Below are 26,091 nucleotides of genomic sequence, written 5' to 3'. Positions count from 1 at the left end.
AGGAGTGGGGACGGGGAACGAGCGGTCAGTCCGGGTGCCCGGGGGTGGCTGCGGCCGGTGCGGTGAGCGCCGACACCGGGAGTTCGAGGCGTACTTCCGTGCCGCCCTCGCTGCGGCCCCGGCCGATGCGGATGCGTGCGCCGATGCCGGCCGCCCGCTCCACCATGCCGACCAGCCCGAAGTGGCCCGCCCTGCGGAGTTCGTCCAGGCAGAGGCCGGGCGGCAGGCCCCTGCCGTCGTCGAGGATGCTCACCCGGAGCATGCCGTCGAGCGTGCCGAGTTCGACGGTGATCTGCTGGGCCTGGGCGTGCCGGTGGCTGTTCTCCATGGCTTCGGTGGCGACGGTGACGAGCTGGCGGGCCACGGCGTGCGGTACGGAAGGGACAGGGGCCGGGCCCACGGGGGCGAGGTGTGCGGCGACGCCGGTCCTGGCGGCGAAGTCCTGGATGCGCGCGGTCAGTTCTTCCGCCACGTCCACTCCGCCGTCCTCGTAGTCCGCCTGACGGCGCAGGTCCGAGAGGATCTCGCGGGACTCCGCCGCCGCCCGGCGGGCCGAGCGTGCCACCATCCCCGCCTGGTGCTTCACCGTCATGGGGTCCATGCGGTCGGCGGAGGTGGCGAGGTTCTCGGCCGCCATCGCCACACCGTGCAGGGTCTTGGCGACCGAGTCGTGCATCTCGCGGGCGAGGCGGGCCCGCTCCTCGCCGACCGCGTCCGTGACGGCGATCCTGGCCTTGGCCTCCGAGAGGGCCTGGGTGGCTTCGCCGAAGCGGAACATCAGGTTGCGCAGGGTCACCCCGACGACTCCGGCCGCCACGCAGAAGGCGCTGATCAGCAGGGTGCTGGCCGGGCCCGACATCCGGCTCGACCAGGCCACGTACGCCGCCCCGAGCAGGAGTATCTGGACGACCGCGAAGATGCCCGCGCCCCGCCAGCCGTACAGCAGGCCGGCGAGCAGGGGCGTACAGACCGTGGCGTACCCGAGCGCCGAGTCGGGCGAGGCCGTCAGCAGGAGTACGGAGCCGAAGGCGAGGTCGGCCGCCATCAGCGAGCGGTATTTGATGAGGAGCGGGGCGAAGGTCTCCCAGTCGCGCAGCATGGCGTACGAGCCGACGAAGCTGGCCACCACCGCCGCGCCGACCAGGCCCACGCCGAAGTGTCCGTCGGCCCGCTCCAGCGCGAAGGGCGCGCCCAGCGCGATCATCGTGAGCCGGAAGCCGAAGACCTGGCGGCAGAGGGCCTGGAGCGCGTTGGTCTGGATGCGGATGCTCGGGGCCGGGGCGTCCTCGGCCAGGGCGGAGGCCGGGGCGGGTTCCTGGGCGTGGGCGCCGCCCAGGAACACTCCTGCTCTGCTGCGGAGACCGGGGAAGCTTGGGAGGCTCGGGAGGTGCATCGTCGTCAGCCGTTGAAGAGTGAGCCGAAGTCGGCGTCCGACCCGAGGAACATGTTCGCGACGATCAGGATCAAGGTCGCCGGGATCATGAAGGTGAGGGTGACGACGGTCGTTTTGGGGATGGCTTTGGCCGCTCGGCGCCGGGAGTTCTGGGCGTCGGTGCGTCGCATGTCGTTGGCGATCTGGATGAGGGTGTCGGCGATCGGTGAGCCCAGTTCCTCGCCCTGCTGGAGAGCGGTGACGAACTGGGAGACCTGCTCCGAGTCATTGCGCCTGCGGAGCTCTTCGAAGGCCTGGCGGCGGCTGACGCCCATGTCCATCTGGCGCAGGGTGATGCGGAGTTCGTCGGCCCAGGGGCCCTCGTACTTCTCGGCGACCCGGTCGAGGGCCTGGCGGAAGCCGAGGCCCGCGCTCACCACGACCGCGAGGACGTCGAGGAAGTCGGGGATGGTGCGTTCGATAACGTCCTTGCGGGCGCGGACCGCCTGCCAGATCAGGGCGTCGGCGGCGAACCATCCGTAGGCCAGGGCGAAGACCGCGAAGAGCGTCATGTCGTTGATGAGGAGGAGGAATCCGGCGACCAGGCCGAAGGCGCCGTACGAGGCGCGACGGGCCGCGTAGCGGTCGAGGGTGAGGCCGCCGGGGTTGCCGGCCGTGTCGATCTTGCGGCGCTTCCTGTCGACCCTGACGGGGCCCATCGCCCTGAGTACCGCCGGGGCGAAGCGGATGCCGAAACGGTCGATCAGGGAGTCCTTGCCGGAGACGCGGGAGGCACCGACTTCGAGGGCCACGGCCAGGTCGCCGGGCACCTTCGCCTCCGTCCGGTACATCTTGATCCCGTAGATGATGCCGGTGACGCTCAGGGCCAGGGCCAGTGCGAGCAGCAGTTCGGTCATGGTCCGCCAGCCTCCTCAGACTTCGATCTTGCCGAGGCGGCGCATCACGATGAAGCCGAGTGCGTAGAGCACGATGGCGACGACGACGACGGCCTGCCCGATGGGGTGGCCGGTCATCTTGGCGAGGGACCCCGGCGTCATGGTGTTCAGCATGACCATCGCCCCCAGCCCCAGCAGCGGGATCGTATAGGCGGTGGCATTGACCTCCGACAGCATCGTGCGGACCTCGCGCCTGGTCTCCTTGCGCTCCTCCAGCGTCTCGGTGAGGTTGCGCAGCGAGCCGACGACGGTGCCGCCCGCTCGGTTGGAGAGCACCAGTGTCGTGACCAGGACGACGAGTTCGCGGGAGGGCAGCCGTGCGGCGAGTTCGCCGAGTGCGTCGTCGATCGACCGGCCCACCGCCAATTGGCTTGCCACCGTTGCCAGTTCCTCACCGGCCGGGGCTTCCAGCTCCTCCGCCGCCATCCCCAGTGCCGTCCGCAGCGCCAGCCCCGCGGCCGTCGCGTTGGCGAGGATGCGGGACAGGTCGGGGAGCTGGTTGATGAATGCCTCGATGCGCTTCTGGCGCTGCCAGTTGAGGAAGGTGTTGGCCGCCCAGAGCGCGACCAGGCCCGCGACCGGGCCGAAGAACGGGGCGAGCACCGAGCTGGCGATCAGCCAGAGCGCGGCGGCGGCGCCCAGGACGTACACGAAGAACTCGCCCGGTGTCAGGTCGAGTCCGGTCGCGGACAGGCGCAGTTGGAGGCGTTTGCCGAGGGCCGTTCTGCGGAGCCTGCGGTCGATGGCCGCGAAGTTGCGGCGCCGCCCCGTGGAGTGGCCGGTGGTGAGGGCGAGGCGGTCCTCCAGGGCGGCGCGCTGGGCGCGCCCCGAGGAGTAGGTGTGGATGCCGAGGATGGCCAGGACGCAGCAGAGCAGCGTCGCGCCCGTCGCCAGCGTTGCGGGGTTGTCCATAGCCGTACCTACTGGGCCTCTCGGAGATGGAGGGCGTTCTGGTCGTTGACCACGCCGAAGGCGGGCGGGATGGGTTCGCCCGCGAGGTAGAGCCGTTCCGCGGTGCGGCGCGGCATCGGCAGGTGCTCGAAGTAGCCGTGGACGAGGCGGTCGGGGCTCATCGGCTGGGCGAGGAAGCGGGAGACGGTCACGATCTGGAACTGTTCGCGGCCGTGCGAGACGAGGAGGGCGATCTCGCTGATCTTGCGGGAGCCGTCGGGCAGCCGGTCCAGTTGGACGAGCACGTCGACGGCGCTGTTGATCTGGTCCTTGAGCGCCTCGAAGGGGATCTCGACCTCCGACATCGAGCCGAGGGTCTGCAGGCGCATCAGCGCGTCCTCGGCGCTGTTGGAGTGGACGGTGGCGAGCGAGCCGTCGTGGCCGGTGGACATGGCCTGGAGCATGTCGAGGGTCTCGCCGCCTCGGACCTCACCGACGATGATGCGGTCGGGGCGCATGCGGAGCGAGTTGCGGACCAGGTCGCGGATGGTGATCTGGCCCTTGCCCTCGACGTTGGGGGGCCTGGTTTCGAGGCGGATGACGTGGGCCTGCTGGAGCTGGAGCTCGGCGGCGTCCTCGATGGTGATGATGCGCTCGCGCTCCGGGATGAGGCCGGAGAGGGAGTTGAGGAGGGTGGTCTTCCCGGAGCCCGTGCCGCCGGAGACGATCACGTTGAAGCGGGCCCTGACGAAGGCGGACAGCAGCATCAGCATCTGGTGGTCCAGGGTGCCGAGCGCGATCAGCTCGTCCAGCCGGTACGCCTTCGGGAAGCGCCGGATGGTGAGTACGGGGCCGGTGAGGGAGAGCGGCGGGAGGATGACGTTGACCCGCTCGCCGGAGGGGAGGCGGGCGTCGACCATCGGGTTGGACTCGTCGACGCGGCGGTTGACGGTGGAGACGATGCGCTCGATGGTCTGCATGAGCTGCTCGGTGGAGGCGAAGCGCATCGGGAGCTGCTCCACGCGGCCGGCCCGTTCCACGAAGATCGAGTCGGGGCCGTTCACCATGATTTCGGTGATGGAGGCGTCTTCGAGGAGCGGTTCCAGGACGCCCAGGCCGAGGGCTTCGTCGACGACGCGCCGGATGAGCTGGGAGCGCTCGGAGGTGGAGAGGACGGGACCTTCGCGGCTGATGATGTGGCCGAGTACGCGCTCCAGGCGGGCGCGTCGTTCGGCCGCCGCGAGGGACGACATCTCGGCGAGGTCGATCTCTTCGAGCAGCTTCGCCCGGTAGGTGGCGACCAGGTGGCCGTCCTCCCGCCCCCCGCCGTGCTCCTCGGGGGCGGCGATACGTTGCCGCAGGCTCATGTGGGTCCGTTTCTGGTTACGTGTGCGGGGGGGGCGGGGGTGCGGGCTGCTCCTACATGGGCTCGTCGCGCGGCATGGTGACGGTGCGGGTCACCGGGCCGAAGAACCCGGGGAACAGGGAGGGGACCTGGAGGGTGGCCGTGCCGACCACGGAGTCTCCGTCCGGTGCGGAGATGGTGGCGCCGCCCCGCATCCAGCCACTGATCGAGGCCAGTCCTGCGGCCTCTCCGGTGCCCGGCTCCAGGGATGCCGCCCTGGCCGCCGCTCTCGCCGCCGTACCGGCCTGCGAGCCCGCGTACCCGATGAGCCCGAGCTGGATGACGGCGACCGCGACGATCAGCAGGATCGGCAGGAAGCCGGTGAATTCGAGGATCGCGGAGCCGCGGTCACGGCGGCCCTTGGCGCGCAGGGCGTCCCGCAGCCGTGGCCGGTGCGTCGTGTGCACTGCCGGTGTGCTCATTCCGGGGCCTCCTCGCTGGCCGCTCCGCCGTTGCCGGTGACGGTCCACGGGAGGTTGACGGCGCCGGGGAAGAGCATCGGGGTCTTGAGCTTCACGGTCGAGGTCACGACCCCGCCCGCGGGGGCGCGGACGCACTGCACGTCCGCGTCCGCCCGCCAGCTCGCCGACACGTTCTTCAGTGCGGCCTCCCTGCACGCCCCCGGTCCGTCGCCGTCCGTCGCGAACGCCGCCGCTGCCGCCCGGGCACCCTCGTCCGCCGCGTTCCCCGCCTGCGTGAAGGTGTAGCCCCACAGCACGCACTGCCAGAGCAGCACCAGGACGAAGAGGATCAGCGGCGCCATCCCGGCCAGCTCGACGGTGAGCGCGCCCCGGTCGTTCTTCGTACGGTCCTTGCGGCCCCGCAGTCCGACCGAGCCCCGGTCGCTGCGCAGTCTGCCGCGCCCGCCCTGCGCCGTCTCCGCCGTCTTCACCAGGCCCAGCTCCCCCGCCAGCGCCCAGAGCGCCTGCTTGACGGTGCTGCGGCTGTCCAGGTCCTGGAGGCGGCCCGCGTCGGCCGCCGGCTGGAGTTCCTTGTAGTGGGAGGGGACGGCGCTGCGGGCGACCTTGGTGCCGGTGATCCGCTCGACCAGGGGGGGCTGGATCTCGCTGTTGCGGGTGTGCCGGTTGACGACGGTCGTCGTCTCTTCCGCCTTGCGGATCTGGAGCCGTTCCCAGAGCCGGACCATGCGCTTCGCGGCCCGTACCGCGACCACGTCGGGGGTAACCACCAGGAGTGCCTGGTCGGCCATCTCGACGGCGGCGGCGTTGGCGCTGTTCATCTGGGTCCCGCAGTCGACGACCACGACCTCGTACCGGTTGCGCAGGGCGCTGACGACCTGGCGGGCGACCCGGTCGGTGACCTCCTCGCCGCGTTCGCCCTCGGCGGGGGCGAGGAGCAGGCCGATGCCGGTGGCGTGGGTGTAGAGGGCGTCCTGGAGGACGCGGGGCGAGATGTCGGAGATCCCGGCGAGGTCGACGATCGAGCGCCGGAACTGCACGTCGAGGTACGAGGCGATGTCCCCGGACTGGAGATCGAGGTCGACCAGGGCCACCGACCTGCCGGACGCCCTTGCAGCCAGGGCGAGTTGGACGGAGGTCAGGGTCGCTCCCATGCCGCCCTTCGCGCCGGTCACGGTGACGACGGTGCCGCCGGGGCCGGAGAAGACGTCGGGGCCCGCGCCCAGGTGGCGTCGTACGCCCACGGACCAGGAGGCCGCGTTGTGCACCCGGCCCGCCAGCTCCTCGTAACCGAGCGGCAGTCCGATCATGCCGCGGGCGCCCGAGTCCATCGCCGCGGTGAAGACCTGCGGGCTGGTGTCGGCGGAGATCAGGACGACGCCGACGGCGGGGAAGCGGAGTGCCACCTCGCGGATCAGCTCCAGGGCCGGAACGGGGCCGATCCGCTCGTGGACCAGCACCACCTCGGGCAGCTCGTCCAGCGACTCGCCCGCCAGCCTGGCGAGGGTGTCGAGCAGCGAGGTCGAGTCGGGGGCGGGCGAGGCCGGTTCCGCGTCCGGGAGCTGGCTGAGCAGGGTGATGATGGCGCGGGCGGCGTCCGGGTCGCCCACCGCCGGGAGGATACGCGTCGTCATCGGGCTCCCATCCTTACTGCTTGACCCCTGGTGACCGCACGGACTGTCCGGCCCCTGGTGACCGCACGGACCGTTCGGCCCCTGGTGACCACACGGAGTGTTCGGCCCTTGGTGACCGCACGGACTGTTCGGCCCTTGGTGACCGCACGGCGCCGGATCACTACTTGTCCCCGTTGAGCGTGTACGTGCGGTCCCGCGGAGTGACGTTCGGGTCGCTGCCGTCGGCCACCCTCGCCAGCCGGACGTGCTTGGCGAACGACTCGGCGTAGGCGACGCGCTGGGCGTCGAGGGTGCTGAGGGCGAAGGTGATCGGAACCGCGTCCGTGTTGGCCCGGTTGCGGTCCTCCCTGGAGGGTTCGAGAGCGGTGATCTTTCCGACGTCGAGCACCCGCGCCCCTGCCACGATCACCCGGGACTGGTCCGCCTCGGTCTTCTCCTTGCCCTCGAAGGTCGCGTAGATGTTCACCCGCGCCCCCGGATTGATCTTCCCCGCCACCCCCGTCGCCGCATCGATCATGATGGCGATCTCCTGCTCCCCCGCCGCCAGTTCGGGCTTCTTCACGAGCATGTCGGTCTGGAGGAGCGAGCCGCCCTTGAGCTGGGTCACGGCGATCTTGCCGCGGATTTCGGAGATGTCCGTGATCGCGTTCTCCGAGAGCCAGCGCTTCGGCATCTCGATCTTCTCGAACTGTGCGTCGTTGAGCGCCTTGTACGGGGCCACGTCCCCCTTCAGCCGGTACGCCGTCACTTCGGGGCCGACCTTCGAGTTCACGTCGCGGATCACCGAGAGCACGCCGACGAACGCGCCGATGGCGCACAGGACCGACAGGAGCAGCAGGATGATGCCGCGGCGCTGACGTGAGTTCATGGGGCGAGCTACCTCGATCAGGAACGTGGGACCCGGGGCGGGCGGGCGGTCGACGGACGGTGAGCGTGGTGGTGCGCGGGCGGCAGCGGCACGGCGTTACGTCGAGCCGCGGTTCAGGGCGCCGGCCGCGTGCAGTGGGTTCTCGGCCGGGGCCACCGGGGCGGAGCAGAAGCCGCAGCGGTCTCCTATCAGCTGGATTCCGCACCAGTGGCACTGCTCGCGCCGTACCGAGGAGACCAGTTGGTAGAGGACCGAGATGTCGGGCAGGAAGGCGGCGAACTCGACCAGCTTGGGAGTTCCCCACCAAGCGGGAGAGGCGGCCGGGAGTTCGACCTCCTGGATGCCCTGGACCTGCCAGCCGGGGGCCAGGACCTCCGTGACCCAGGGGGAGGACAATTGGCCGTGCGCGACTGCCAGTTGGGTGGAGAATTCCGGTCCGGTGAGGGCCTCCTCGCCGGCACCCTTGCCTCCGCCACCGCTCCCACCTCCGGAACCCTTGCCACCGCCACCGCCGCCGCTCCTGCCGCCGGCACCCTTGCCTCCGGCACCGCCGCCGCTCCTGCCACCGGCCTTGCCGCTGACCTTGATCAGCTGCGGTTCCGGGTTGGCCGTGACGGCGAACTGCGTGCCCGGCAGCCACGACTTCGCGTGCGACTTCAGGCTGACCGGGATGCGGTCGAGCTTGGTGACGGAGCTGAGCAGCGCGCCCGCGTACACGTAGTGGGAGAGCAGGCGGGCCGCGGAGGCGAGGACGCCCGCGCTGAAGTCGCAGACGGAGAGCTGGCGCAACTGGCGGGCGAGGACCGCGATGCCCAGCGGGGGCAGGTCGAGCTTGAGGAGGGCGATGCGGTCGGTTTCGAGGACCGAGCGGACCGTGTGCAGGCGGCGCTCGTGGGCGGCGGGGATCGACGCGGGGTAGAGGGCGACGACGTATCCGTGCCGTTCGAGCGTGACGTTCATTTCGGCGAGCGCCTCGTCCAGGGACTGGGTGTCGGGGCCCTGGAGGAGCGTCGCGGTCGGGGTCTGCTGGTCGGTCGGCGGCAGCACCAGGTCGGCGCTGGTCACGGCTATCGCTGTCGGCACGTCGATGTCCCCGCTCCCCGTCGCCCGCCCGTTCCCGCTCACACGTGGTGCATCAGCACTTTAGCCACGTCATTCGTGGTAGAGAACAGCTTCCAGAGATCCCGTACGCCTCTCAACTCACCCGAATCGCAGTGAGATTGATCTTCGTGGAGTGGTGGTTTCGCTCCGCTTGCCCGGCTTGGATCACGGCGACCGCATGTCACTGTGGCACTACCGCTTGTGATCATGCGTTCCGGTTGGGGACCGGCGGGAGAGGGTTTCGGGCCATTCTTCGACGTCGGGGCCTGAAGCGGCCGACAATGGGCTTCCGTGATCCGCCCAACCATGCCCACTTGACATCTGGATTGGTCTGAACCACTTTGGTCGGTTCACTCCTTTTATCACCCCTTTTCGGCTGCATCTTCCGACTGGAGACCGCACGTGCTCAGCACCCCCCGCACCCGCCGCCGGCTCGCGATCGGCACGGCGGCCGCCGTCCTGATCACCGGGGCCCTCGGGGCGTGCGCGTCCCCGGACGACGACGGCGGGGCGGGCCCGGCCGAGAAGGGCGCCGCACGCAAGGCGGCCGGAGCGCCCCAGGTGCCCGCCCACGCCCTCACCGGCTACTGGCAGAACTTCACCAACGGCGCCAAGGTCGAGAAGCTGCGGGACGTCCCCGACGCGTACGACATCGTCGCCGTCTCCTTCGCCGACCTGGTGGGCGAGAAGGGCGAGGTCGGGTTCACCCTCGACTCGAAGGCCCTCGGCGGGTACACCGTCGCGGAGTTCAAGGCGGACGTCGCCGCCAAGCGCAAGGCGGGCAAGTCGGTGATCATCTCGATCGGCGGCGAGAACGGCAAGGTCGAGGTCGACGACGGTGACTCCGCGAAGCGGTTCGCGGACTCCGTCCACAAGGTGATGACCGAGTACGGATTCGACGGCGTCGACATCGACCTGGAGAACGGGCTCAGCGCCGAGTACATGACGCGTGCCCTCAAGTCCCTCCATCAGAAGGTGGGTCCGAAGCTCGTCGTCACCATGGCGCCGCAGACCGTGGACATGCAGTCCAAGGACAGCGACTACTTCAGGACCGCGCTCAACATCAAGGACTTCCTGACCGTCGTCAACACCCAGTTCTACAACTCCGGCTCGATGAAGGGCTGCGACGGCGAGACCTACCAGCAGGGCACCGTCGACTTCCTCACCGCCCTCGCCTGCATCCAGCTGGAGAGCGGCCTCGACCCGTCCCAGGTGGGCCTCGGCCTCCCTTCCAACAAGCGCAACAAGGAAGCCGGTTACGTCGAACCCGCCGTCGTGAACAACGCCCTGGACTGCCTCACCAAGGGCACCGGCTGCGGAAAGTTCAAGCCCGCCAAGAAGTACCCCGGGCTGCGCGGAGCGATGGCCTGGTCCACCAACTGGGACGCGACCGACGGACACGAGTGGTCGAAGTCGGTCGGGGCGCACGTGCGGGCGATGCCGTAAGGCGGTCGTACGGTACGGAGGCGGGGGCGAGCCCCCGCCTCCGTACCGCCCCTACTTCTCGAACACGTCGATGACCTGCTGCACGCACAGCACCAGGAACAGCAGCCCGCTCGCCGCCAGCAGCACATTGCTGAGGATGCCGTTGCGCCACTCGCCGGGCGTGCGCGAGGAGTTGAGCAGCCACAGCAGGGTCAGTGCGAGGAACGGCATGAAGAACGCGCCGAGCACCCCGTAGACCACGACCAGGCCGAACGGCTGGTCCAGCCACAGCAGCACCATCGGCGGGAACGTCAGCCACAGCAGGTACCAGCGGAAGTACTTCGACTTCTCACGCTTGCCCTCCGCGACCTCCGCCGCCGAGCCCAGCTCGACCGGTGCGCCCTCGCGGTCGCGGCGGAAGCGCTCCACGAAGTCCGCGAACATCAGGCTCACCCCGTGCCACACCCCGATCAGGGACGAGAACGACGTGGCGAAGAAGCCGATCAGGAACAGCTTCGAGGTGGTCGCACCGAAGCGGTCCGACAGGATCTTGCCGAGGTCGATGAGCCCCCGGTCGCCCTTGGTGAGCGCCAGGTGGGAGGAGTGCAGCAGCTCCGCGCCGACGACCAGCATGGCGACGACGAAGATGCCGGTGGTGATGTACGCGACCCTGTTGTCGAGGCGCATCACCTTCATCCAGGACGAGTTGGTCATGCCCTTGGCGTTCACCCAGTAGCCGTACGCGGCCATGGTGATGGTGCCCCCGACGCCGCCGATCAGGCCGAGGGTGTAGAGCAGCGAGCCGTCCGGGAGGACCGGGGCGAGGCCCGCGAAGGACTTGGCGACGGACGGGCCGACCAGGATCGCCACGTACACGACCACCACGAACATGATCCCGACCAGTACGGTCATGACCTTCTCGAAGACGGCGTACCGGTTGAACCAGACGAAGGCCAGGCCGACCAGCCCGCAGCAGATCGCCCAGAACTTCAGGCTGGGCCCGTCCGGGAACAGCGCCACGATGGGCAGCGCGGACGAGGACATGGCCGTGGCCCCGTAGATGAAGCCCCAGATCACGACGTACACCGCGAAGTACCAGGTGGTCCACTGGCCGAGGCTGCGCCAGCCTTCGAACAGCGTCTTTCCGGTGGACAGGTGCCAGCGGCCGGTGGCCTCCGCGAGCGCGATCTTCACGATGCAGCCGATGACCGCGGCCCACATGAGGGTGTACCCGAACTTGCTGCCCGCGATCAGCGTCGCGACCAGGTCACCGGCGCCGACACCGGTGGCGGCGACGACGATGCCGGGGCCGATGTACTTCCAACTCGATTTGCGGGGGGATGGTGAGTCGGCCACCTCCGGTGGCACCCCGCCCTTGCCGCTTTCGCTGCCCTGCACGCTGTCCGACATGGTGTTTCCCTGCTTCCTGCTCGTCCCCCTGATGATCCGGATCACCAAAGCGGGGGCGGCGCGGGCGGCGCAAGGGGGCGGGCCGGATCGTCTCCGTATCGCAGCGTTACGAGCGGGTGTGACGGGTGCTCAGCCGGGAAAGCCGCCGCGGGTGGCGAGGTAGTGGCTGGTGACGTACGCGATCTGCGCCAGCCACTGCTGGAGCACCGCGGCCTTGCGGGCGTTGACCACGCACTCGAAGAAGCGGCCGTCGGGCAGGACGGCGGCGACCATCAGCCGCTGACCGACCGGGCTCGGCCGGTACTGGACCGTGCCCAGCTCGTGCCAGGGGAACTCGGCGAGCTGCCCGTCCGCGTCGAAGGCGACCCCGGCGGCATCGATGACCACCCCGAAGTGCGCGTCGGCGGCGATGAATTCGGGGCCGGGGGCCGGGGCATGGAGGAGGTGGGGCGGGGCGGGCTGGTAGCCCTGCGGGGGCGGGGTGGGCTGGTAGCCCTGCGGGGGCGGGGTGGGCTGGTGGTAGGCCTGGTGCGGCGGGGGCTGGTGGCCGCCCGGCTGGGGCGGGGGCTGGTGGCCACCGGGCTGGGGCGGGGGCTGGTAGCCCGGCTGCGGTGGGCCGAAGGCGCCGTGGGGACCGGGTGCGCCGGGTGCGGTCGGGGGGACGGGTCCTTGTTGCCCTTGTCCGTACTGGTCCATCGCCCTCAGCCCCTCTGTTCCTGCTGTCGCTCCGCCGGAGTCCCAGTATGGCCGGGGGCGTTCGGGGCTCGTACGGGGCCCGGGGCCGGACCCCGTACGAGAACCGTCCCTAGATCACCAGGCTCAGCAGCGCCGCCACCGCGAAGCCCGCGACCGACAGGACCGTTTCCAGGACCGTCCAGGACTTCAGGGTGTCGCGCTCCGAGATGCCGAAGTACTTGGCGACCATCCAGAAGCCACCGTCGTTGACGTGCGAGGCGAAGATCGAGCCGGCCGAGATCGCCATGATGATCAGGGCGAGGTGGGCCTGCGAGAGGTCCTGGCCCTCGATCATCGGGACCACGATGCCCGCCGTGGTGACGATCGCGACCGTCGCCGAACCCTGGGCCACCCGCAGGACGACGGAGATCAGCCAGGCGAGCACGATGATCGGCAGGCCGACGTTGTCGAAGGTCTCGGCGAGGGCGCCCGCGATGCCGCTGCCCTTGAGGACCGCGCCGAAGATGCCGCCCGCGCCCACCACCAGGAGGATGTTGCCGACCGGCTTGAGAGAAGCGGTCGAGACCGTCTCCAGGGACTTGCGGGACCAGCCGCGGCGGATGCCCAGCAGGTAGTACGCGAGGAACAGGGCGATGGTCAGCGCGACGAAGGGGTTGCCGAAGAACTCGATGACCGAGCGGAGGGTGGATTCCGCGAGCGCGATCGAGGAGAACGTGGCGCCCAGGATGAGGAGGAGCGGGGTGCCGATGATGGCGAGCACGGTGGCCAGCGACACCGGGTCCTCGCGCGGCTGCACGCCCGCCGCCTGCTGCTCCGCGGCGACCGCGGCCTTCGCCTCCTCCGCCGCTTCCACCATGTCCTGCGGTACGGGTACGAAGAGGCGCTTGCCGATCCAGGCGGCGTAGCCCCAGGCGGCCAGCACGGCCGGGATGCCCACGACGATGCCCATCAGGATCACCCAGCCGAGGGAGACCTTGAACAGGCCTGCGGCGGCGACCGGGCCCGGGTGCGGGGGCAGGAACGCGTGGGTCATGGAGAGGCCCGCGAGGAGCGGCATCGCGTACAGCAGGACGGACTTGCCGCTGCGCTTGGCCGCCGCGTAGACGATCGGGGCGAGGACGAAGATGCCGACGTCGAAGAAGACCGGGACGCCGAAGATCAGGCCGGTGAGGCCCATCGCGAGCGGGGCGCGCTTCTCGCCGAAGAGGCCCAGCAGGCGGGAGGCCAGCACCTGGGCGCCGCCGCTGACTTCGAGTATCGCGCCGAGCATCGTGCCCAGGCCGATGATGATCGCGACGTGGCCGAGGATGCCGCCCATGCCGGTCTCGATGACCGAGGGGAGGGCCGACTTCTGGACGGTGCCGAAGAGTTCGGTGACCGAGAGCCCGGCGGCGAGGCCGACGGCTATGGAGACCGCCAGGAGTGCCACGAAGGGCTGGAGCCTGACCTTGATGATCAGGAAGAGGAGCAGGGCGATGCCGAGGACGGCGACGGTGAGGAGTCCTGGCGTTCCGCCGACGAGGGCGAGGAGACCACCCGTGTGCGGTGTCACGGGGGGTGCGGGGGCGGCGAGCAGCATGGGAGAACTCCGTTGTTTCCGGGCTCACTTGGGCGCGCAAAGACTTCTTGCTGGGGATTTGGCGCAGGGGGGATCACGGCACGGCGGCTCCCCTGTACGGGGGGGTGGGGAGCGCGCCGTGCCGTGAGCTCAGAGGGGGCTACGGCCGGAGGGGGCCTTCAGCGCCGGGGCGGGCTTCAGCCGGAGGGCGGAAGGGGGTCGGCCCGAGGGGGATTCAGCCCAGGACCGCGAGGGCGTCGATCTCGATGAGGAGACCGGCAGGCAGGCCGACGTACACGGTGGTGCGGGCCGACGGGGCTTCCTTGAGGTCGGCGAAGTACTCGTTGTAGATCGCGTTCATCTCGGCGAAGTGGTCCACGTCGGTGAGGTAGACGCGCATCATCATGACGTCTTCCCAGGTCGCGCCGCCCTCTTCGAGGATCGCCTTGACGTTGGCGAAGGTCTGGAGGGTCTGCTCGCGCAGAGTCGGGCCCGCCGGGGTCGGGGCCTGGCCCTCGACGGCCGGGAGGAAGCCGACCTGACCGGCGACCTGGAGCAGGCCGCCCTTGCGCACGCCGTGCGAGAACTTCGCGGGCGGGGCGGTGTGCGTGGACGGGGTGATCGCGGTCTTCTGGAGCTTGTCGGTCATGAACTTGCCTTTGTGTGAGAGGTGTTCGGGGTACTGGGTGTGGTGGTGTCGGGGAGGGTCCCGGTGCCGGAGTACTCGCGGCTGATCGCCTCCGCCGTGCGGCGCACCAGCGGGAGGAGGGTGAGGAGTTCCTCCCGCGTGACGACGACGTTCGGTGCGGAGACCGACATCGCGGCGACGACCTTGCCGTCCGCGCCCCTGATCGGTGCGCCGACGCAGTTGATGGACTCCTCGTGGCCGCCGAGGTCGGTGGCCCAGCCCTGCTCCCGTACGAGCGTCAACTCCTTGAGGAATGCGGTGGAGTGGGGCGTGGAGCGGGACGTGTACTGGGGGTATTCGAGCTTTTCGGCGATCGTGCGCCGCTCGTCCTCGGGGAGGTCGGCGAGGAGGAGCTTCGCGACCGCCGCGACGGTGATCGCGACGGGCTTGCCGATGCGCGAGTACATCCGCACCGGGTAGCGGCTCTCCACCTTGTCGATGTAGAGGACCTCGCCCTCCTCACGGACCGCGAGGTGGACGGTGTGTCCGCACTCGGCATTGAGTTCCTTGAGGTAGGGGTGGGCGATGTCGCGCACGTCGAGGTTCTCGACGGCCTCCTGGGCGAGGGCGAAGAGGCGGGCGCCGAGCCGGTAGCGCTGGTCCTGCTGGCGGTGCACGAGGCCGTGCTCGTGCAGGGTGCGCAGCAGGCGCAGGGCGGTCGACTTGTGCACGCCGAGCCGCGTCGCGACCTGCCCGAGGTCGGCGGGCCCCTGCGCGAGCAGGGGAAGAATGCTGAGTGCCCGGTCCACTGTCTGGCTCATGCTCGTGCCTCGCCGCGCTCGGCCCGGCCTTCGCCCGGGACGCCCCTCTTGACTGTTCGCTCGCTTCGCTCGTTCACGCGGTACGTACCTCCTGGTGCGGCCCTGTCTCGGTCCACCCGGGGCCCAGACGAAGTCTCCCCCAGGCGTCCGCGTCGAGTGCGGCCAGCGCGTCGGCGTGCTCCCTGGCGGGCACCGCGGCCACGTCGCCGGGCACGGTGAGCGCGGCGGCTGCGGCGAGGTGCCCGTGCCGCAGCCGCAGCGGTACGCCGAGTCCGCGCAGTGTCGCGGAGAGGAACCCCGCGGCGAAGGCGTCGCCCGCTCCGACGGGGGCGACGACGTCGACGCGGGGGGCGGGGACGTGGTGGACCGTGCCGTCGGCGAAGACGGTGGCGCCCGCCGCACCCTGCTTGACGACCAGGACGGCCGGCCCGGGCAGCGCCGCGCGGACCGCCCGCGCTCCGCCCCGTACGCCCCAGGCCGCCTCCGCCTCGCCCTCGCCCACGAAGACGAGGTCCGCGCCACGGGCCAGTTCGAGCAGTACGCGGGCACCCTCGCCCGCCGAACTCCACAGGCCGGGGCGGTAGTTGACGTCGAAGGAGAGGAGGGGGCGGCCCTCGGCGGGGGCGCAGAGGCTGCGCATCAGGGCCAGGCAGTCCGCCGACAGGGCGGGGGTGATGCCGGACAGGTGCAGCACCCGCGCACCGAACAGCGCCTCGCGCTCCACGGTGTCCGGGGACATCGCGGAGGCCGCCGAGTCCGCCCGGTAGTAGGCGACCTCGTGGGTGGCGTCGTCGCGGTCGTCGGCGGTGCGGAAGTAGATGCCGGTACGGCGGTGCGGGTCGCGGGTCACGTCCGACACGTCGACGCCGTACGCGCCGATCGCGTCCAGCAGATGTGTGCCGAAGCCGTCCTCGCCGACCCGGCTGACCCACTTCGTCCGGTGCCCGCCCAGGGCGAGCGCGCAGGCCACGTTGGACTCGGCGCCGCCGATGGTGCGGCCGAAGGACGGCACGTCGGCGAGACGTCCCGGGCGGGAGGGGAGGAAGGTGACCATGGACTCACCGAGGCAGACGACGTCGACGGCGACGTCGGAGCTGACGTCGAGGCCGATGTCGTCGGCGGGGTGGGTACCTGTACCTGACTGTTGTGCGGACACGGCTCGGATGTTAGACATCGGGGAGCGATATACGCAATGGGCGTTGCAATATTTGCAACGACCCGGAGGGAGGAGCCCGCCATGGGAGCCGAGCAGGACACATCCAGGCAGGCCGCACCGGTCGTGCAGCAGCTCGCGCAAGAGCTGGTCACCCACCGCTTCAAGGCCCTCCCGCCGGACGCCGAGGCCGCGGGCCTCACCGTCGGCGAGCTCGCGGCCGAGCGCCGCTCCCTCTTCGACGGCGGCTTCACCACCCCGCTGCTCGCGCTCTCCGCCGAGTCCCTCGACCACAACCTCTCCCTCCTGGAGACGTACGCCGAGCGGCACGGCCTCGCCTTCGCCCCGCACGGCAAGACCTCCATGGCCCCGCAGCTCTTCGCCCGCCAGCTGGAGCGCGGCGCCTGGGGCATCACCGCCGCCGTCCCGCACCAGGCGCGCGTCTACCGGGCGTACGGGATCCGCCGGATCTTCCTCGCCAACGAGGTCGTCGACGCCGCCGCGCTCCGCTGGATCGCGGGCGAGCTGGACGCCGACCCCGACTTCCGCTTCGTCTGTTACGTCGACTCGGTGCGCGGCGTCGAGCTGATGGACGAGGCACTGCGCACGGCGGGCGCCTCGCGTCCGCTCGACGTGGTCGTGGAGCTGGGTGCGGGCGACGGCGCGCGCACCGGGGCGCGCACCCCGGCCGACTGCGCGCGGGTCGCCGACGCGGTGGCCGTGGCCGACACGCTGCGGCTGGTCGGTGTCGCCGGGTACGAGGGCGAGGTGCCGCAGGCCGACGGCGAGCGGGTGCGGTCCTGGCTGCGGCAACTCGTCTCGCTGGCGGTCGAGTTCGACCGGGCCGGGTACTTCCTGGAGGCCGGCATCGACGAGATCGTGCTCAGCGCGGGCGGCAGCGCCTGGTTCGACGCGGTCGCCGACGTCTTCGCCGAGGTCCCGAAGCTGTCGCTTCCCGTGCTGAAGCTGCTGCGCTCCGGGGCGTACGTCTCGCACGACGACGGTCACTACAAGGAGCTGACCCCCTTCAACCGGGTGCCGGAGGAAGGGGAGTTGCAGCCCGCGTTCCGGCTCTGGGCGCAGGTGGTGTCCCGGCCGACGCCCACGCAGGCGTTCATCAACGCGGGCAAGCGCGACGCCGCGTACGACCTCCACCTGCCCGAGGCGCAGGTCGTCCGCTCCGCGCGCGACGGCAAGGTCCGCCCGGCGACCGGCATCACCCTCACCGGCCTGTCCGACCAGCACGGCTGGCTGACGACCGGGGCGACGGACGCCGCGACGGAGGACGGCGCGGGCCTTGAGGTCGGCGACTGGGTCGGTCTCGGCCTCTCCCACCCCTGCACCATCTTCGACAAGTGGCAGCTGATCCCCGTCGTCGACGCCGACGGCACCGCTGTCGACTTCGTCCGTACGTTCTTCTAGAAGGGCCGGCCCCCTCCATGGATCTCGCGATACGCGGCGCCCTGGTCGTCGACGGCTCGGGCGGCGACTCCTACCGCGCCGACGTCGGCGTCACCGACGGCCGCATCACCACCATCTCGACGGACGCACGCCTCACCGCCGCCGAGGTGCTGGACGCCGACGGGCTCGCCCTCTCCCCCGGCTTCATCGACATGCACGCCCACTCCGACCTCGCCCTGCTCCGCGACCCGGCCCACTCGGCGAAGGCCGCACAGGGCGTCACCCTCGAAGTGCTCGGCCAGGACGGGCTTTCGTACGCACCCGTCGACGACCGCACCCTGGCCGCGGTCCGCACGGCGATCACCGGGTGGAACGGCGACGGCTCGGACATCGACTTCGACTGGCGCACGGTCGGCGAGTACCTGGACCGGCTCGACCGCAACTTCGGCGGGCAGGGCATCGCGGTCAACGCCGCGTACCTGATCCCGCAGGGCACGGTGCGGATGCACGCCGTCGGCTGGGACGACCGGCCCGCCACCCCCCAACAGCTCGACCGCATGCGGCAGTTGGTGGCGGAGGGGATGGAGCAGGGCGCCGTCGGCATGTCGTCCGGGCTGACGTACACGCCCGGCATGTACGCCGACGACGCCGAGCTGACCGAGCTGTGCCGGGTGGTCGCCTCGTACGACGGCTACTACTGCCCGCACCACCGCTCGTACGGCGCGGGGGCGCTCGAAGCGTACGAGGAGATGGTGGACCTCACCCGCACCGCCGGGTGCGCGCTGCACCTCGCGCACGCCACCATGAACTTCGGCGTGAACAAGGGGAAGGCCCCCGACCTGATCGCCCTGCTCGACGCGGCGCTCGCCGACGGCGCGGACATCAGCCTCGATACGTACCCCTACACCCCCGGCTGCACGACGCTCGTCGCGATGCTGCCGAGCTGGGCGAGCGAGGGCGGCCCGGACTCGATCATGGCCCGCCTCCAGGACGACACGACGGCCGAGAAGATCCGCCACCACATGGAGGTGATCGGCGCGGACGGCTGCCACGGCGTGCCGATCGAGTGGGACACCATCGAGGTCTCGGGAGTCTCCGACCCCGGTCTCGCGGGCTGCGTCGGCAAGACCATCGCCGCCTCCGCCGCCGCGCGCGGCGAGGCCCCCTGGACGACCGCCCGGCGGCTCCTCGTCAACGACCGCCTCGGCTCGACGATCCTCCAGCACGTCGGCCACGAGGAGAACGTACGGGCCATCATGCGCCACCGCGTGCACACCGGCGGCAGCGACGGCATCCTCCAGGGGTACAAGCCGCACCCGCGCGCGTACGGCACCTTCCCGCAGTATCTCGGCCGGTACGCACGGGAGTTGGGCGTCCTGTCCATGGAGGAGACCGTCGCCCACCTGACCTCCCGCCCGGCCGCCCGGCTCCGGCTCGCCGACCGGGGCCTGGTCCGCGAGGGCTACCGGGCGGACCTGGTGCTCTTCGACCCGGAGACGGTCGCGGCGGGCTCCACCTTCGAGGCCCCGCGCACGCTGCCGGTGGGCATTCCGCACGTACTCGTCGACGGGAAGTTCGTGATGCGGGACGGCCGGCGGACGGACGTGCTGGCGGGGCGGGCGGTGCGCGGCACCGGCAGGCGCGGCAAGTGACGTAGGACACCAGGAGAGGGCCCGTCCGGCGGTTTCTTAACCCCCGGGCGGGCCCGCCTTGCGTTTGGGCGGGCCGTGACGGGTGCGCGCTTTGCGATGGAAGACACGGCGGGCCGCGGCTGCGCACTCCCGCGGGCGGCCGGGGCATAATCACGCGCAGCATGCTTTACCCGGCCGTAAGCTCGCCGTCATGCAGGTGATCCAGTCAACGAAACTCGCCAACGTCTGTTACGAAATCCGGGGACCGGTGCTTGAGGAGGCGATGCGTCTTGAGGCGGCCGGACACCGCATTCTCAAGCTGAACACCGGGAACCCGGCGGCCTTCGGGTTCGAGTGCCCGCCCGAGATCCTGGAGGACATGCTCCGCAACCTCGGCAGTGCGCACGGGTACGGGGACGCGAAGGGGCTGCTGTCCGCGCGGCGGGCGGTGATGCAGCACTACCAGACCAAGGGGATCGACCTCGACGTCGAGGACGTTTACCTTGGCAACGGCGTCTCCGAGCTGATCCAGATGTCGATGCAGGCACTGCTCGACGACGGCGACGAGGTGCTCGTCCCGGCGCCCGACTATCCGCTGTGGACCGCGTCCGTCTCGCTCGCGGGCGGCACCGCCGTGCACTACCGGTGCGACGAGCAGGCCGACTGGATGCCCGACCTCGCGGACATCGAGCGGAAGATCACCGACCGCACCAAGGCGATCGTCATCATCAACCCGAACAATCCGACGGGTGCGGTGTACGACGACGAGATGCTGCGAGGGCTGACCGAGATCGCCCGCCGGCACAACCTCATCGTGTGCTCGGACGAGATCTACGACCGGATCCTGTACGACGGCGCCACGCACACCCCGACCGCCGCGATCGCCCCCGACCTGATGGTCCTCACCTTCAACGGGCTCTCCAAGAACTACCGGGTGGCGGGTTTCCGGAGCGGCTGGATGGCGGTGTGCGGCCCGAAGGCCCACGCCTCGTCGTACATCGAAGGGCTGACGATCCTCGCCAACATGCGGCTGTGCGCCAACATGCCGTCGCAGCACGCGGTGGCCACCGCACTCGGCGGCCGGCAGTCCATCGAGGACCTGGTGCTGCCGGGCGGGCGGATCCTGGAGCAGCGGAACACGGCGTACGACCTGCTGACGCAGATCCCCGGCGTGACGTGCGTGAAGCCGAAGGGCGCCCTGTACCTCTTCCCGCGGCTCGACCCGAACGTCTACAAGATCAAGGACGACCGGCAGATGGTCCTCGACCTGCTGCGGGCCGAGAAGATCATGGTGGTGCACGGTACGGGCTTCAACTGGCCGGAGCCGGACCACTTCCGCATCGTGACGCTGCCGAACACGGAGGACCTGGCGGACGCGGTGACGAGGATCGGCAACTTCCTCGACGGCTACGGACAACACTGACACCACGCTCGCTCTACTCCGGTCAACTTTAGACTGGATCTAAGCTAGGATGGTCTCCTGACGCTCGACGCAGGAGGCCATCCCGTCATGTACGAACCGATCCGCAACAAGTCGGTCCACACCATGGCCGACTCCGACGCCGACCCCCGCTTCCCGCACCGCTCGCGCGAGGAGGAGCTGGACATCCAGCTCGCCGGACACCTGTCCGCACTGCTCGCGGTCACCGACGAGCTCGGGCTCGCCGTGGCCGCCGACCGCATCGCCGTACAGGTCGCACGGCTGCGCGGCGCCCCGCCCGCCCGGCACGCCGGACACCGCCGCGAGGCCCCCGCCACCCTGCACCGCCGCGCGCACACCCTCGCGGGCCGCGCCCTGGTGGTCGCCGCCTCGCGCGCGGACACCGCCGCCGCGATCCTCGCCGCCGAGCGCATGGACGCGCACACCGCGGCGGCATCCGCCGGCCCGGTCGCCCCGGCCGGCCTCTGATCGGCCCCGGTCCACGGCCGCGGAGGCCCGTGGACCGGGTGCCACCAACTGCCGTACCGGCGGCTTGAGTTCCGGTTGCGTACCGGGATGGGACGTACACCCCGCGTTCATCCAACTCCGCCCGGAACGTGGGTTTCCGGGAGCACTCTGCACCTGTGAGACGCATCCTGGGAATCGTCCTGGCGGTGCTGCTGATCGGCGGTGTGGCAGTTGCCGTCGTGGCGGGCCGTGAAGAACAGGGCACAGGCACGGCAACGAAGACCGTGCGAGGAGTGATCGGATCGGAGAAGGCCGAGTTCTTCGCCGATCCGGAGGTGGTGAAGGCCCTTGCTGCCAAGGGATACACCGTACGGGCGGAGACGTCCGGGTCCTGGGCCATGGAGCAACTACCCCTGAAGGGATACGACTTCGTCTTCCCTTCGAGCAGGGCCCCGGCCGACGAGCTGCGGAAGAAGACCGGCGGTGCAGGCGGTCCGCTGCGGCCGTTCTACTCGCCGCTGGTCGTCGTCGCGCACAGCAACGCGGCACGGGTGCTCGCCGACGCCGGTCTCGTGACGCTGCGCGGCACACACTCCGGGACGCTGCGGATGAAGGAGTTCCTCGCCGCGGCCGGGGCGGACCGCACCTGGCAGCAGCTCAAGGGGGCCGAGAAGCACGGCGAGTTGGGCGGGGCGGTCTTCGTCTCGACCACCGACCCCGGGTCCTCCAGCTCCGGCGCGCTGTATCTGGCCGCCGCCTCGTACGTCGCCGACGGCGGGCGGGTCGCGGACGGGGACGCGGCGGTGGGGCGCACCGCACCGCTGCTGCGCAAGCTCGTCGCCGTACAGGGCGCGCAGCAGACCAGCAGTGACGCGCCGTTCCGGGACTTCGTCAGCGGGGTGGGCAATCCGCTGGTGCTGGTGTACGAGTCGCAGGTGGCCTCGCTGCTGATGCAGAAGCAGGCGGCGGGAGACCTGGTGGTGCTCTACCCGGACACGACCGTGAGCAGTGACCACACGGTGGTCCCGGTCACCGGACCCGGCCGGGAGCTCGGGGAGCTGCTGGTGAAGGACGCCCGGCTGCGGGCCCTCGCGGTGCGGCACGGGTTCCGGCCGCAGGGCGCTCCGGGTGACTTCACGGCGGCCACCGCGCCGTACGCCTCGTATCTGAACAGGACGCTGACCGGTGTCCGCCAGGCACCCGTGCCCACCTCCGCGGTGCTGCACGCGCTGGCGCGGCGCGCACAGGGGGGATCTTCATGACCACTTCGCAGGAAACACCACTGGTACTGACGCCGCCGGAGGCCGTGGCGCCGGTGCGGGCCGAGCAGGCCGCCGGGCTGCTTCCGGTGGACGCGGCGGTACGGGAGGAGATGGCGCGGCGGGCCGCCGCGTACGTGGACTCGCTCGCCGGGCTCGACGCCCGCTCCCCGGAGTTCGCCACCCGGATCGGCGAGATCGCCGCACTGGGCGGCGGGGAGATCCGGGGCGCGGCCCAGCAGTCGAACCGGATGCTGGAGCGGACCGTGCGGTCGCTGACGAGCGAGGGCGAGGACGCCCAGTCGCGGGTGGGTTCGTCGCTGGTCGAGCTCCGGCGCACCGTCGAGGACCTGGACCCCCGGGACACTCCGGGGCGGGGCGCCCGGCGACTGCTCGGCAAGCTGCCCGGCGGCAACCGGTTCCGGGACCACCTCGCCAAGTACGCCTCCTCGCAGGGGACGTTGAACCGGATCGTGGGTTCGCTGCGCGGCGGGCAGGACGAGCTGCGGCGCGACAACGCCGCCCTGCACACCGAGCGGGCCCGACTCTGGGACACCATGGGCAAGCTCCAGGAGTACGCGGTACTGACCGCGGCGCTGGACGAGGCGGTCGAGCAGCGGGTGACCGCCGCCGAGGGCACCGACCCGGCGCAGGCCGACGCGCTGCGGGCCGACGTGCTCTTCCCCGTACGGCAGAAGCACCAGGACCTGCTGACGCAACTGGCCGTCTGCGCACAGGGCTATCTGGCCATGGACGTCGTGCGGCGCAACAACGAGCAGCTGATCAAGGGCGTCGAGCGCGCCGCCACCACGACCGTGACCGCACTGCGCATCGGGGTGATGCTGGCGTCCGCGCTGGAGAACCAGAAGAAGGTCATCGGGCAGGTCAACGCCCTGCGCGGCACGACGGAAGAGCTGATCCGGGCCAACGCGCAGATGCTCGCCACGCAGAGCGGCGAGATCCAGCAGATCGCCGCCGACCCGGCGGTGGACCCGGAGACGCTGCGGGTCGCGTTCCGGCAGATCTTCTCGACGCTGGACGCCATCGACACGTACAAGGCGCAGGCGACGGAGGCGATGGCGACGACGGTGGAGTCGCTGTCGGGGGAACTCGCGGCAGCCGGCGGCTACTTGGAGCGCAGCCGGGCGTCCGAGGGAGGCCCGGGATGAGAGGACGCGCAGTGGTGGGGGCACTGGCCCTGTGCGCGGTGCTGGCCGGGTGCGCGGGCGGCGGGGAGCCGCCGCGCGACGACGGCGCGTACCGGACCGGGACGCTGCGGGTGCTCGCTTCGAGCGAGCTGTCCGACCTGGCGCCCGTACTCGAACAGGCCAGGAAGGACACGGGGGTCGAGGTGCGGGCCACCTGGGCCGGGACCCTCGACGCCGTCGAGCAGGTCGCGTCGGGGAAGGCCGACGGGGCGTACGACGCGGTCTGGCTGTCGTCCAACGACTACCTGCGGCTGCGGCCCGAGGCCGCCGGGAAGCTGACGTCCGAGACGTCCGTCATGACCTCCCCGGTCGCGATCGGGGTGCGGACGGCGGAGCTGGGGCGGCTGGGCTGGACGGCCGACGGCGTCGGCTGGACCGATGTGCACCGGGCCGTCGCGGCCGGGAAGCTGACGTACGGAATGACCGACCCGGTGCGGTCCAACTCCGGTTTCGCGGCGCTGGTCTCGGTCGCGTCGGGGCTGTCGAAGGCGCAGGGCGCACTCACCGACGCGGACATCAGGAAGGTCACGCCCCGGCTCAAGGAGTTCTTCGTCGGACAGGAGCTGACCTCCGGGTCATCCGGTTGGCTGGCCGACGCGTACACCCGGCGCAGCCGCGTCGACGCACTGATCAACTACGAGTCCGTACTGCTGACCATGAACCGGGACAGGCGGTCGGGACTCACCGTGATCCGCCCGCGGGACGGTGTGGTCACCGCCGACTACCCCTTCTCGCTGCTGGCCTCGGCCTCGGCGCGGGCGAAGGAGGACGGGACGAAGCTGACCGGGTACCTGCGCCGGGCGGACGTGCAGAAGTCCCTCGCCGCGCAGACCTTCCGGCGGCCGGTCGTCGGCGTGCCGCCCGCGTCCGGGGCCTCCGCGCGGCGCGAGCTGCCGTTCCCCGGGTCGCGGTCCGTCGCGGACGGGCTGCTCGCCTCGTACGAGAACGTACTGCGGCGGCCTTCGCGCACCGTGTACGTCCTCGACACGTCCGGGTCGATGGCGGGCGCGCGGCTGCAGCAGCTCAAGGACGCGCTCGGCCGGATGACGGGGACGGCCGACTCCCCCGTGGGGCAGCGCTTCAGGGACCGGGAGGAGGTGACGCTGATGCCGTTCGGCTCGGAGGTCAGGAAGATCGTGCGGCACACCGTCGACCCGGCCCGGCCCGCCGCGGCGCTCGACGCGATCCGGGCGGACGCGGCAGCGCTGGAGACGCACGGCGGGACCGCGATCTACAGCAGCCTGCGCGAGGCGTACGAACGTCTCGGACCGCCCGGCGCCGCCTTCACCAGCATCGTGCTGATGACGGACGGCAAGAACACCGAGGGCGACTCGGCCGGCGACTTCGACGCCTTCTACTCGGCGCTGCCCCCCGACCGGCGCGGCACACCCGTCTTCCCCGTGCTGTTCGGAGACGCCAGCAAGGGGGAGCTGGAGCACATCGCGTCCCTCACGGGCGGGCAGCTCTTCGACGCCAAGCAGGGCTCGCTGGACCGGGCCTTCGAGGAGATCCGTGGCTACCAGTAGGGCGCGCGGCAGGGGGACCGGCCGGGGGGTTCTGCGCTTCGCGGAGTCCCGGAAGAACCTGGCCGGATGCGCGGGCGGACTCGCGGGCCTCGCCCTCACCTTCACGGGTGCGGCCGGGGCGTACTGGCCGCTGGTCGTCGCCGGCCTGTACGGGGCGGGAGCGCTGATCGCCCCGCCCGAACGCGTCGCCGCACCGCACTTCCCGGACGCGGCCGAGCAACTGGACGTCCTGCGCGGGGACTTCGCACGACTCCAGCAGTACGTGGCCTCGGTCCAGCTCCCCCCGGCGGCCACCGGAAGGCTGACCGAACTGGACGCACTGCTGGCGGCCCTGGTCGGACACGGGGAGTGGTCCTCGGACCCGGACTCCTTCCACACCCTGACGCGGTCGGTCCGCGAGGACGTACCCGAAGCGATCGACACGTACGTACGAGCCCGCTGGTGGACCCGCTTCGCCCCGGGAAACGAACCTCCGGAGCGGCAGTTGGAGCATCAACTCGGCCTGATCCACGAGCAGTTGACCGCCATGGCCGCGGCACTGCAGGACGCGGAGGCGCAGCGTCAGGAGTCGCTGACCCACTACCTGAGGGAACGCCGCGGGAACTAACCACCGCCACCGCCACTGCCACTGCCACTGCCATCACCACCGCCACCACTACCGCCACCGGCCGCCGCCACGCCGGAAAAATACGCCGGCCCCCGAAGCCGTGAGGGGGCTTCGGGGGCCGGTGTCTCCGCTGCTCGTCCCGGTGATCCCACAGGTCAGGGCGGTGTCGTGACGATCCGAGAGCGGCCCCCACTCACCTCCCCCCGGGTGTTCGTGCACCCGGAGGGAGGGGGT

23 protein-coding genes are annotated in these 26,091 nt (G+C 70.9%); 9 read left to right on the top strand and 14 right to left on the bottom strand.

Features of this window, described 5'->3' with window-relative positions; genetic code table 11:
• Positions 1-25: 25 nt before the first annotated feature.
• The 8 genes from ACWGIG_RS01880 to ACWGIG_RS01845 all read right to left on the bottom strand — a co-directional run bounded on the left by ACWGIG_RS01880 (position 26) and on the right by ACWGIG_RS01845 (position 8,610).
• On the bottom strand, positions 26-1,342 hold the full coding sequence (locus ACWGIG_RS01880) for a sensor histidine kinase (RefSeq protein ID WP_453319500.1): 1,317 nt from the start codon (positions 1,340-1,342) through the stop codon (positions 26-28).
• A 56-nt stretch (positions 1,343-1,398) separates the two neighbouring features.
• Positions 1,399-2,289, bottom strand: coding sequence for a DUF5936 domain-containing protein (locus ACWGIG_RS01875; RefSeq protein ID WP_453319499.1), 891 nt, complete (start codon positions 2,287-2,289; stop codon positions 1,399-1,401).
• A gap of 15 nt (positions 2,290-2,304) precedes the next feature.
• Positions 2,305-3,240, bottom strand: a complete 936-nt coding sequence (locus ACWGIG_RS01870) for a type II secretion system F family protein (RefSeq protein ID WP_453319498.1) — start codon at positions 3,238-3,240, stop codon at positions 2,305-2,307.
• A gap of 8 nt (positions 3,241-3,248) precedes the next feature.
• Positions 3,249-4,586: a CpaF family protein gene (locus ACWGIG_RS01865; RefSeq protein ID WP_453319497.1), complete on the bottom strand. Its 1,338-nt coding sequence runs from the start codon at positions 4,584-4,586 to the stop codon at positions 3,249-3,251.
• A gap of 52 nt (positions 4,587-4,638) precedes the next feature.
• The gene (locus ACWGIG_RS01860; RefSeq protein ID WP_453319496.1) at positions 4,639-5,046 is read right to left on the bottom strand and encodes a TadE/TadG family type IV pilus assembly protein; all 408 of its coding nucleotides are present in this window, start codon (positions 5,044-5,046) and stop codon (positions 4,639-4,641) included.
• A complete protein-coding gene (locus ACWGIG_RS01855) occupies positions 5,043-6,677 on the bottom strand; it encodes an AAA family ATPase (protein WP_453319495.1) in 1,635 nt (544 codons plus the stop codon). The genes ACWGIG_RS01860 and ACWGIG_RS01855 overlap by 4 nt, the downstream gene beginning before the upstream one ends.
• A 160-nt stretch (positions 6,678-6,837) precedes the next feature.
• Positions 6,838-7,545 carry a Flp pilus assembly protein CpaB gene (cpaB, locus tag ACWGIG_RS01850; RefSeq protein WP_453319494.1) on the bottom strand — a complete coding sequence of 236 codons (708 nt, stop codon included), beginning with the start codon at positions 7,543-7,545 and terminating at the stop codon, positions 6,838-6,840.
• A 96-nt stretch (positions 7,546-7,641) separates the two neighbouring features.
• Positions 7,642-8,610, bottom strand: a complete 969-nt coding sequence (locus ACWGIG_RS01845; protein ID WP_453319531.1) for a hypothetical protein — start codon at positions 8,608-8,610, stop codon at positions 7,642-7,644.
• A gap of 438 nt (positions 8,611-9,048) precedes the next feature.
• Here ACWGIG_RS01845 and ACWGIG_RS01840 point away from each other — a divergent pair, with 438 nt between their 5' ends.
• On the top strand, positions 9,049-10,092 hold the full coding sequence (locus ACWGIG_RS01840) for a chitinase (RefSeq protein WP_453319493.1): 1,044 nt from the start codon (positions 9,049-9,051) through the stop codon (positions 10,090-10,092).
• A gap of 51 nt (positions 10,093-10,143) precedes the next feature.
• Here the strand turns inward: ACWGIG_RS01840 and ACWGIG_RS01835 are convergent, their stop codons facing one another.
• The 6 genes from ACWGIG_RS01835 to ACWGIG_RS01810 form a co-directional block, all read right to left on the bottom strand.
• Entirely contained in the window at positions 10,144-11,481 is a 1,338-nt protein-coding gene (locus ACWGIG_RS01835; protein WP_453319492.1) for an Nramp family divalent metal transporter, read from the bottom strand.
• A gap of 129 nt (positions 11,482-11,610) precedes the next feature.
• A complete protein-coding gene (locus ACWGIG_RS01830; RefSeq protein ID WP_453319491.1) occupies positions 11,611-12,177 on the bottom strand; it encodes a hypothetical protein in 567 nt (188 codons plus the stop codon).
• A gap of 109 nt (positions 12,178-12,286) precedes the next feature.
• On the bottom strand, positions 12,287-13,756 hold the full coding sequence (locus ACWGIG_RS01825) for a GntP family permease (protein ID WP_453319490.1): 1,470 nt from the start codon (positions 13,754-13,756) through the stop codon (positions 12,287-12,289).
• Positions 13,757-13,970: 214 nt separating this feature from the next.
• Entirely contained in the window at positions 13,971-14,384 is a 414-nt protein-coding gene (locus ACWGIG_RS01820) for a RidA family protein (RefSeq protein ID WP_453319489.1), read from the bottom strand.
• Positions 14,381-15,184 (bottom strand): IclR family transcriptional regulator, encoded by an 804-nt coding sequence (locus ACWGIG_RS01815; protein ID WP_453319488.1) that lies wholly within the window; start codon positions 15,182-15,184, stop codon positions 14,381-14,383. The genes ACWGIG_RS01820 and ACWGIG_RS01815 overlap by 4 nt, the downstream gene beginning before the upstream one ends.
• Positions 15,185-15,257: 73 nt before the next feature.
• Positions 15,258-16,295 carry a sugar kinase gene (locus tag ACWGIG_RS01810; RefSeq protein WP_453319530.1) on the bottom strand — a complete coding sequence of 346 codons (1,038 nt, stop codon included), beginning with the start codon at positions 16,293-16,295 and terminating at the stop codon, positions 15,258-15,260.
• A gap of 126 nt (positions 16,296-16,421) precedes the next feature.
• Between ACWGIG_RS01810 and ACWGIG_RS01805 the strand changes: the two genes are divergently transcribed.
• The 8 genes from ACWGIG_RS01805 (at position 16,422) to ACWGIG_RS01770 (ending at position 25,857) form a co-directional block, all read left to right on the top strand.
• A complete protein-coding gene (locus ACWGIG_RS01805) occupies positions 16,422-17,759 on the top strand; it encodes an alanine racemase (protein ID WP_453319487.1) in 1,338 nt (445 codons plus the stop codon).
• 17 nt (positions 17,760-17,776) lie between these two features.
• Positions 17,777-19,390, top strand: coding sequence for an N-acyl-D-amino-acid deacylase family protein (locus tag ACWGIG_RS01800; protein WP_453319486.1), 1,614 nt, complete (start codon positions 17,777-17,779; stop codon positions 19,388-19,390).
• Positions 19,391-19,580: 190 nt separating this feature from the next.
• Positions 19,581-20,792 (top strand): pyridoxal phosphate-dependent aminotransferase, encoded by a 1,212-nt coding sequence (locus tag ACWGIG_RS01795; RefSeq protein ID WP_453319485.1) that lies wholly within the window; start codon positions 19,581-19,583, stop codon positions 20,790-20,792.
• Between the two features lie 87 nt (positions 20,793-20,879).
• Positions 20,880-21,278, top strand: coding sequence for an SCO4983 family protein (locus ACWGIG_RS01790; RefSeq protein ID WP_453319484.1), 399 nt, complete (start codon positions 20,880-20,882; stop codon positions 21,276-21,278).
• Between the two features lie 128 nt (positions 21,279-21,406).
• A complete protein-coding gene (locus tag ACWGIG_RS01785; RefSeq protein ID WP_453319483.1) occupies positions 21,407-22,519 on the top strand; it encodes a hypothetical protein in 1,113 nt (370 codons plus the stop codon).
• Positions 22,516-23,685 carry a toxic anion resistance protein gene (locus ACWGIG_RS01780; RefSeq protein ID WP_453319482.1) on the top strand — a complete coding sequence of 390 codons (1,170 nt, stop codon included), beginning with the start codon at positions 22,516-22,518 and terminating at the stop codon, positions 23,683-23,685. The genes ACWGIG_RS01785 and ACWGIG_RS01780 overlap by 4 nt, the downstream gene beginning before the upstream one ends.
• On the top strand, positions 23,682-25,250 hold the full coding sequence (locus ACWGIG_RS01775) for a substrate-binding domain-containing protein (RefSeq protein WP_453319481.1): 1,569 nt from the start codon (positions 23,682-23,684) through the stop codon (positions 25,248-25,250). Before ACWGIG_RS01780 ends, ACWGIG_RS01775 begins: the two co-directional genes overlap by 4 nt.
• Positions 25,237-25,857: a hypothetical protein gene (locus tag ACWGIG_RS01770; RefSeq protein WP_453319480.1), complete on the top strand. Its 621-nt coding sequence runs from the start codon at positions 25,237-25,239 to the stop codon at positions 25,855-25,857. Before ACWGIG_RS01775 ends, ACWGIG_RS01770 begins: the two co-directional genes overlap by 14 nt.
• The last annotated feature ends 234 nt before the right edge of the window (positions 25,858-26,091 follow it).

It is taken from the genome of Streptomyces sp. NPDC054863 (genome assembly GCF_053610825.1).
The sequence above is the reverse complement of the archived record's forward strand: the minus strand, read 5'-3'. Positions and strand labels throughout refer to the sequence as shown.

Excerpts from the sequence above, each read along its gene's own strand:
- ACWGIG_RS01855 (WP_453319495.1), bottom strand. The coding sequence starts at position 6,677 with ATGACGACGCGTATCCTCCCGGCGGTGGGCGACCCGGACGCCGCCCGC.
- ACWGIG_RS01870 (WP_453319498.1), bottom strand. The coding sequence starts at position 3,240 with ATGGACAACCCCGCAACGCTGGCGACGGGCGCGACGCTGCTCTGCTGC.
- ACWGIG_RS01830 (WP_453319491.1), bottom strand. The coding sequence starts at position 12,177 with ATGGACCAGTACGGACAAGGGCAACAAGGACCCGTCCCCCCGACCGCA.
- ACWGIG_RS01860 (WP_453319496.1), bottom strand. The coding sequence starts at position 5,046 with ATGAGCACACCGGCAGTGCACACGACGCACCGGCCACGGCTGCGGGAC.
- ACWGIG_RS01825 (WP_453319490.1), bottom strand. The coding sequence starts at position 13,756 with ATGCTGCTCGCCGCCCCCGCACCCCCCGTGACACCGCACACGGGTGGT.
- ACWGIG_RS01775 (WP_453319481.1), top strand. The coding sequence starts at position 23,682 with ATGAGAGGACGCGCAGTGGTGGGGGCACTGGCCCTGTGCGCGGTGCTG.
- ACWGIG_RS01835 (WP_453319492.1), bottom strand. The coding sequence starts at position 11,481 with ATGTCGGACAGCGTGCAGGGCAGCGAAAGCGGCAAGGGCGGGGTGCCA.
- ACWGIG_RS01800 (WP_453319486.1), top strand. The coding sequence starts at position 17,777 with ATGGATCTCGCGATACGCGGCGCCCTGGTCGTCGACGGCTCGGGCGGC.
- cpaB (WP_453319494.1), bottom strand. The coding sequence starts at position 7,545 with ATGAACTCACGTCAGCGCCGCGGCATCATCCTGCTGCTCCTGTCGGTC.
- ACWGIG_RS01805 (WP_453319487.1), top strand. The coding sequence starts at position 16,422 with ATGGGAGCCGAGCAGGACACATCCAGGCAGGCCGCACCGGTCGTGCAG.
- ACWGIG_RS01820 (WP_453319489.1), bottom strand. The coding sequence starts at position 14,384 with ATGACCGACAAGCTCCAGAAGACCGCGATCACCCCGTCCACGCACACC.
- ACWGIG_RS01865 (WP_453319497.1), bottom strand. The coding sequence starts at position 4,586 with ATGAGCCTGCGGCAACGTATCGCCGCCCCCGAGGAGCACGGCGGGGGG.
- ACWGIG_RS01875 (WP_453319499.1), bottom strand. The coding sequence starts at position 2,289 with ATGACCGAACTGCTGCTCGCACTGGCCCTGGCCCTGAGCGTCACCGGC.
- ACWGIG_RS01790 (WP_453319484.1), top strand. The coding sequence starts at position 20,880 with ATGTACGAACCGATCCGCAACAAGTCGGTCCACACCATGGCCGACTCC.
- ACWGIG_RS01815 (WP_453319488.1), bottom strand. The coding sequence starts at position 15,184 with ATGAGCCAGACAGTGGACCGGGCACTCAGCATTCTTCCCCTGCTCGCG.
- ACWGIG_RS01780 (WP_453319482.1), top strand. The coding sequence starts at position 22,516 with ATGACCACTTCGCAGGAAACACCACTGGTACTGACGCCGCCGGAGGCC.
- ACWGIG_RS01795 (WP_453319485.1), top strand. The coding sequence starts at position 19,581 with ATGCAGGTGATCCAGTCAACGAAACTCGCCAACGTCTGTTACGAAATC.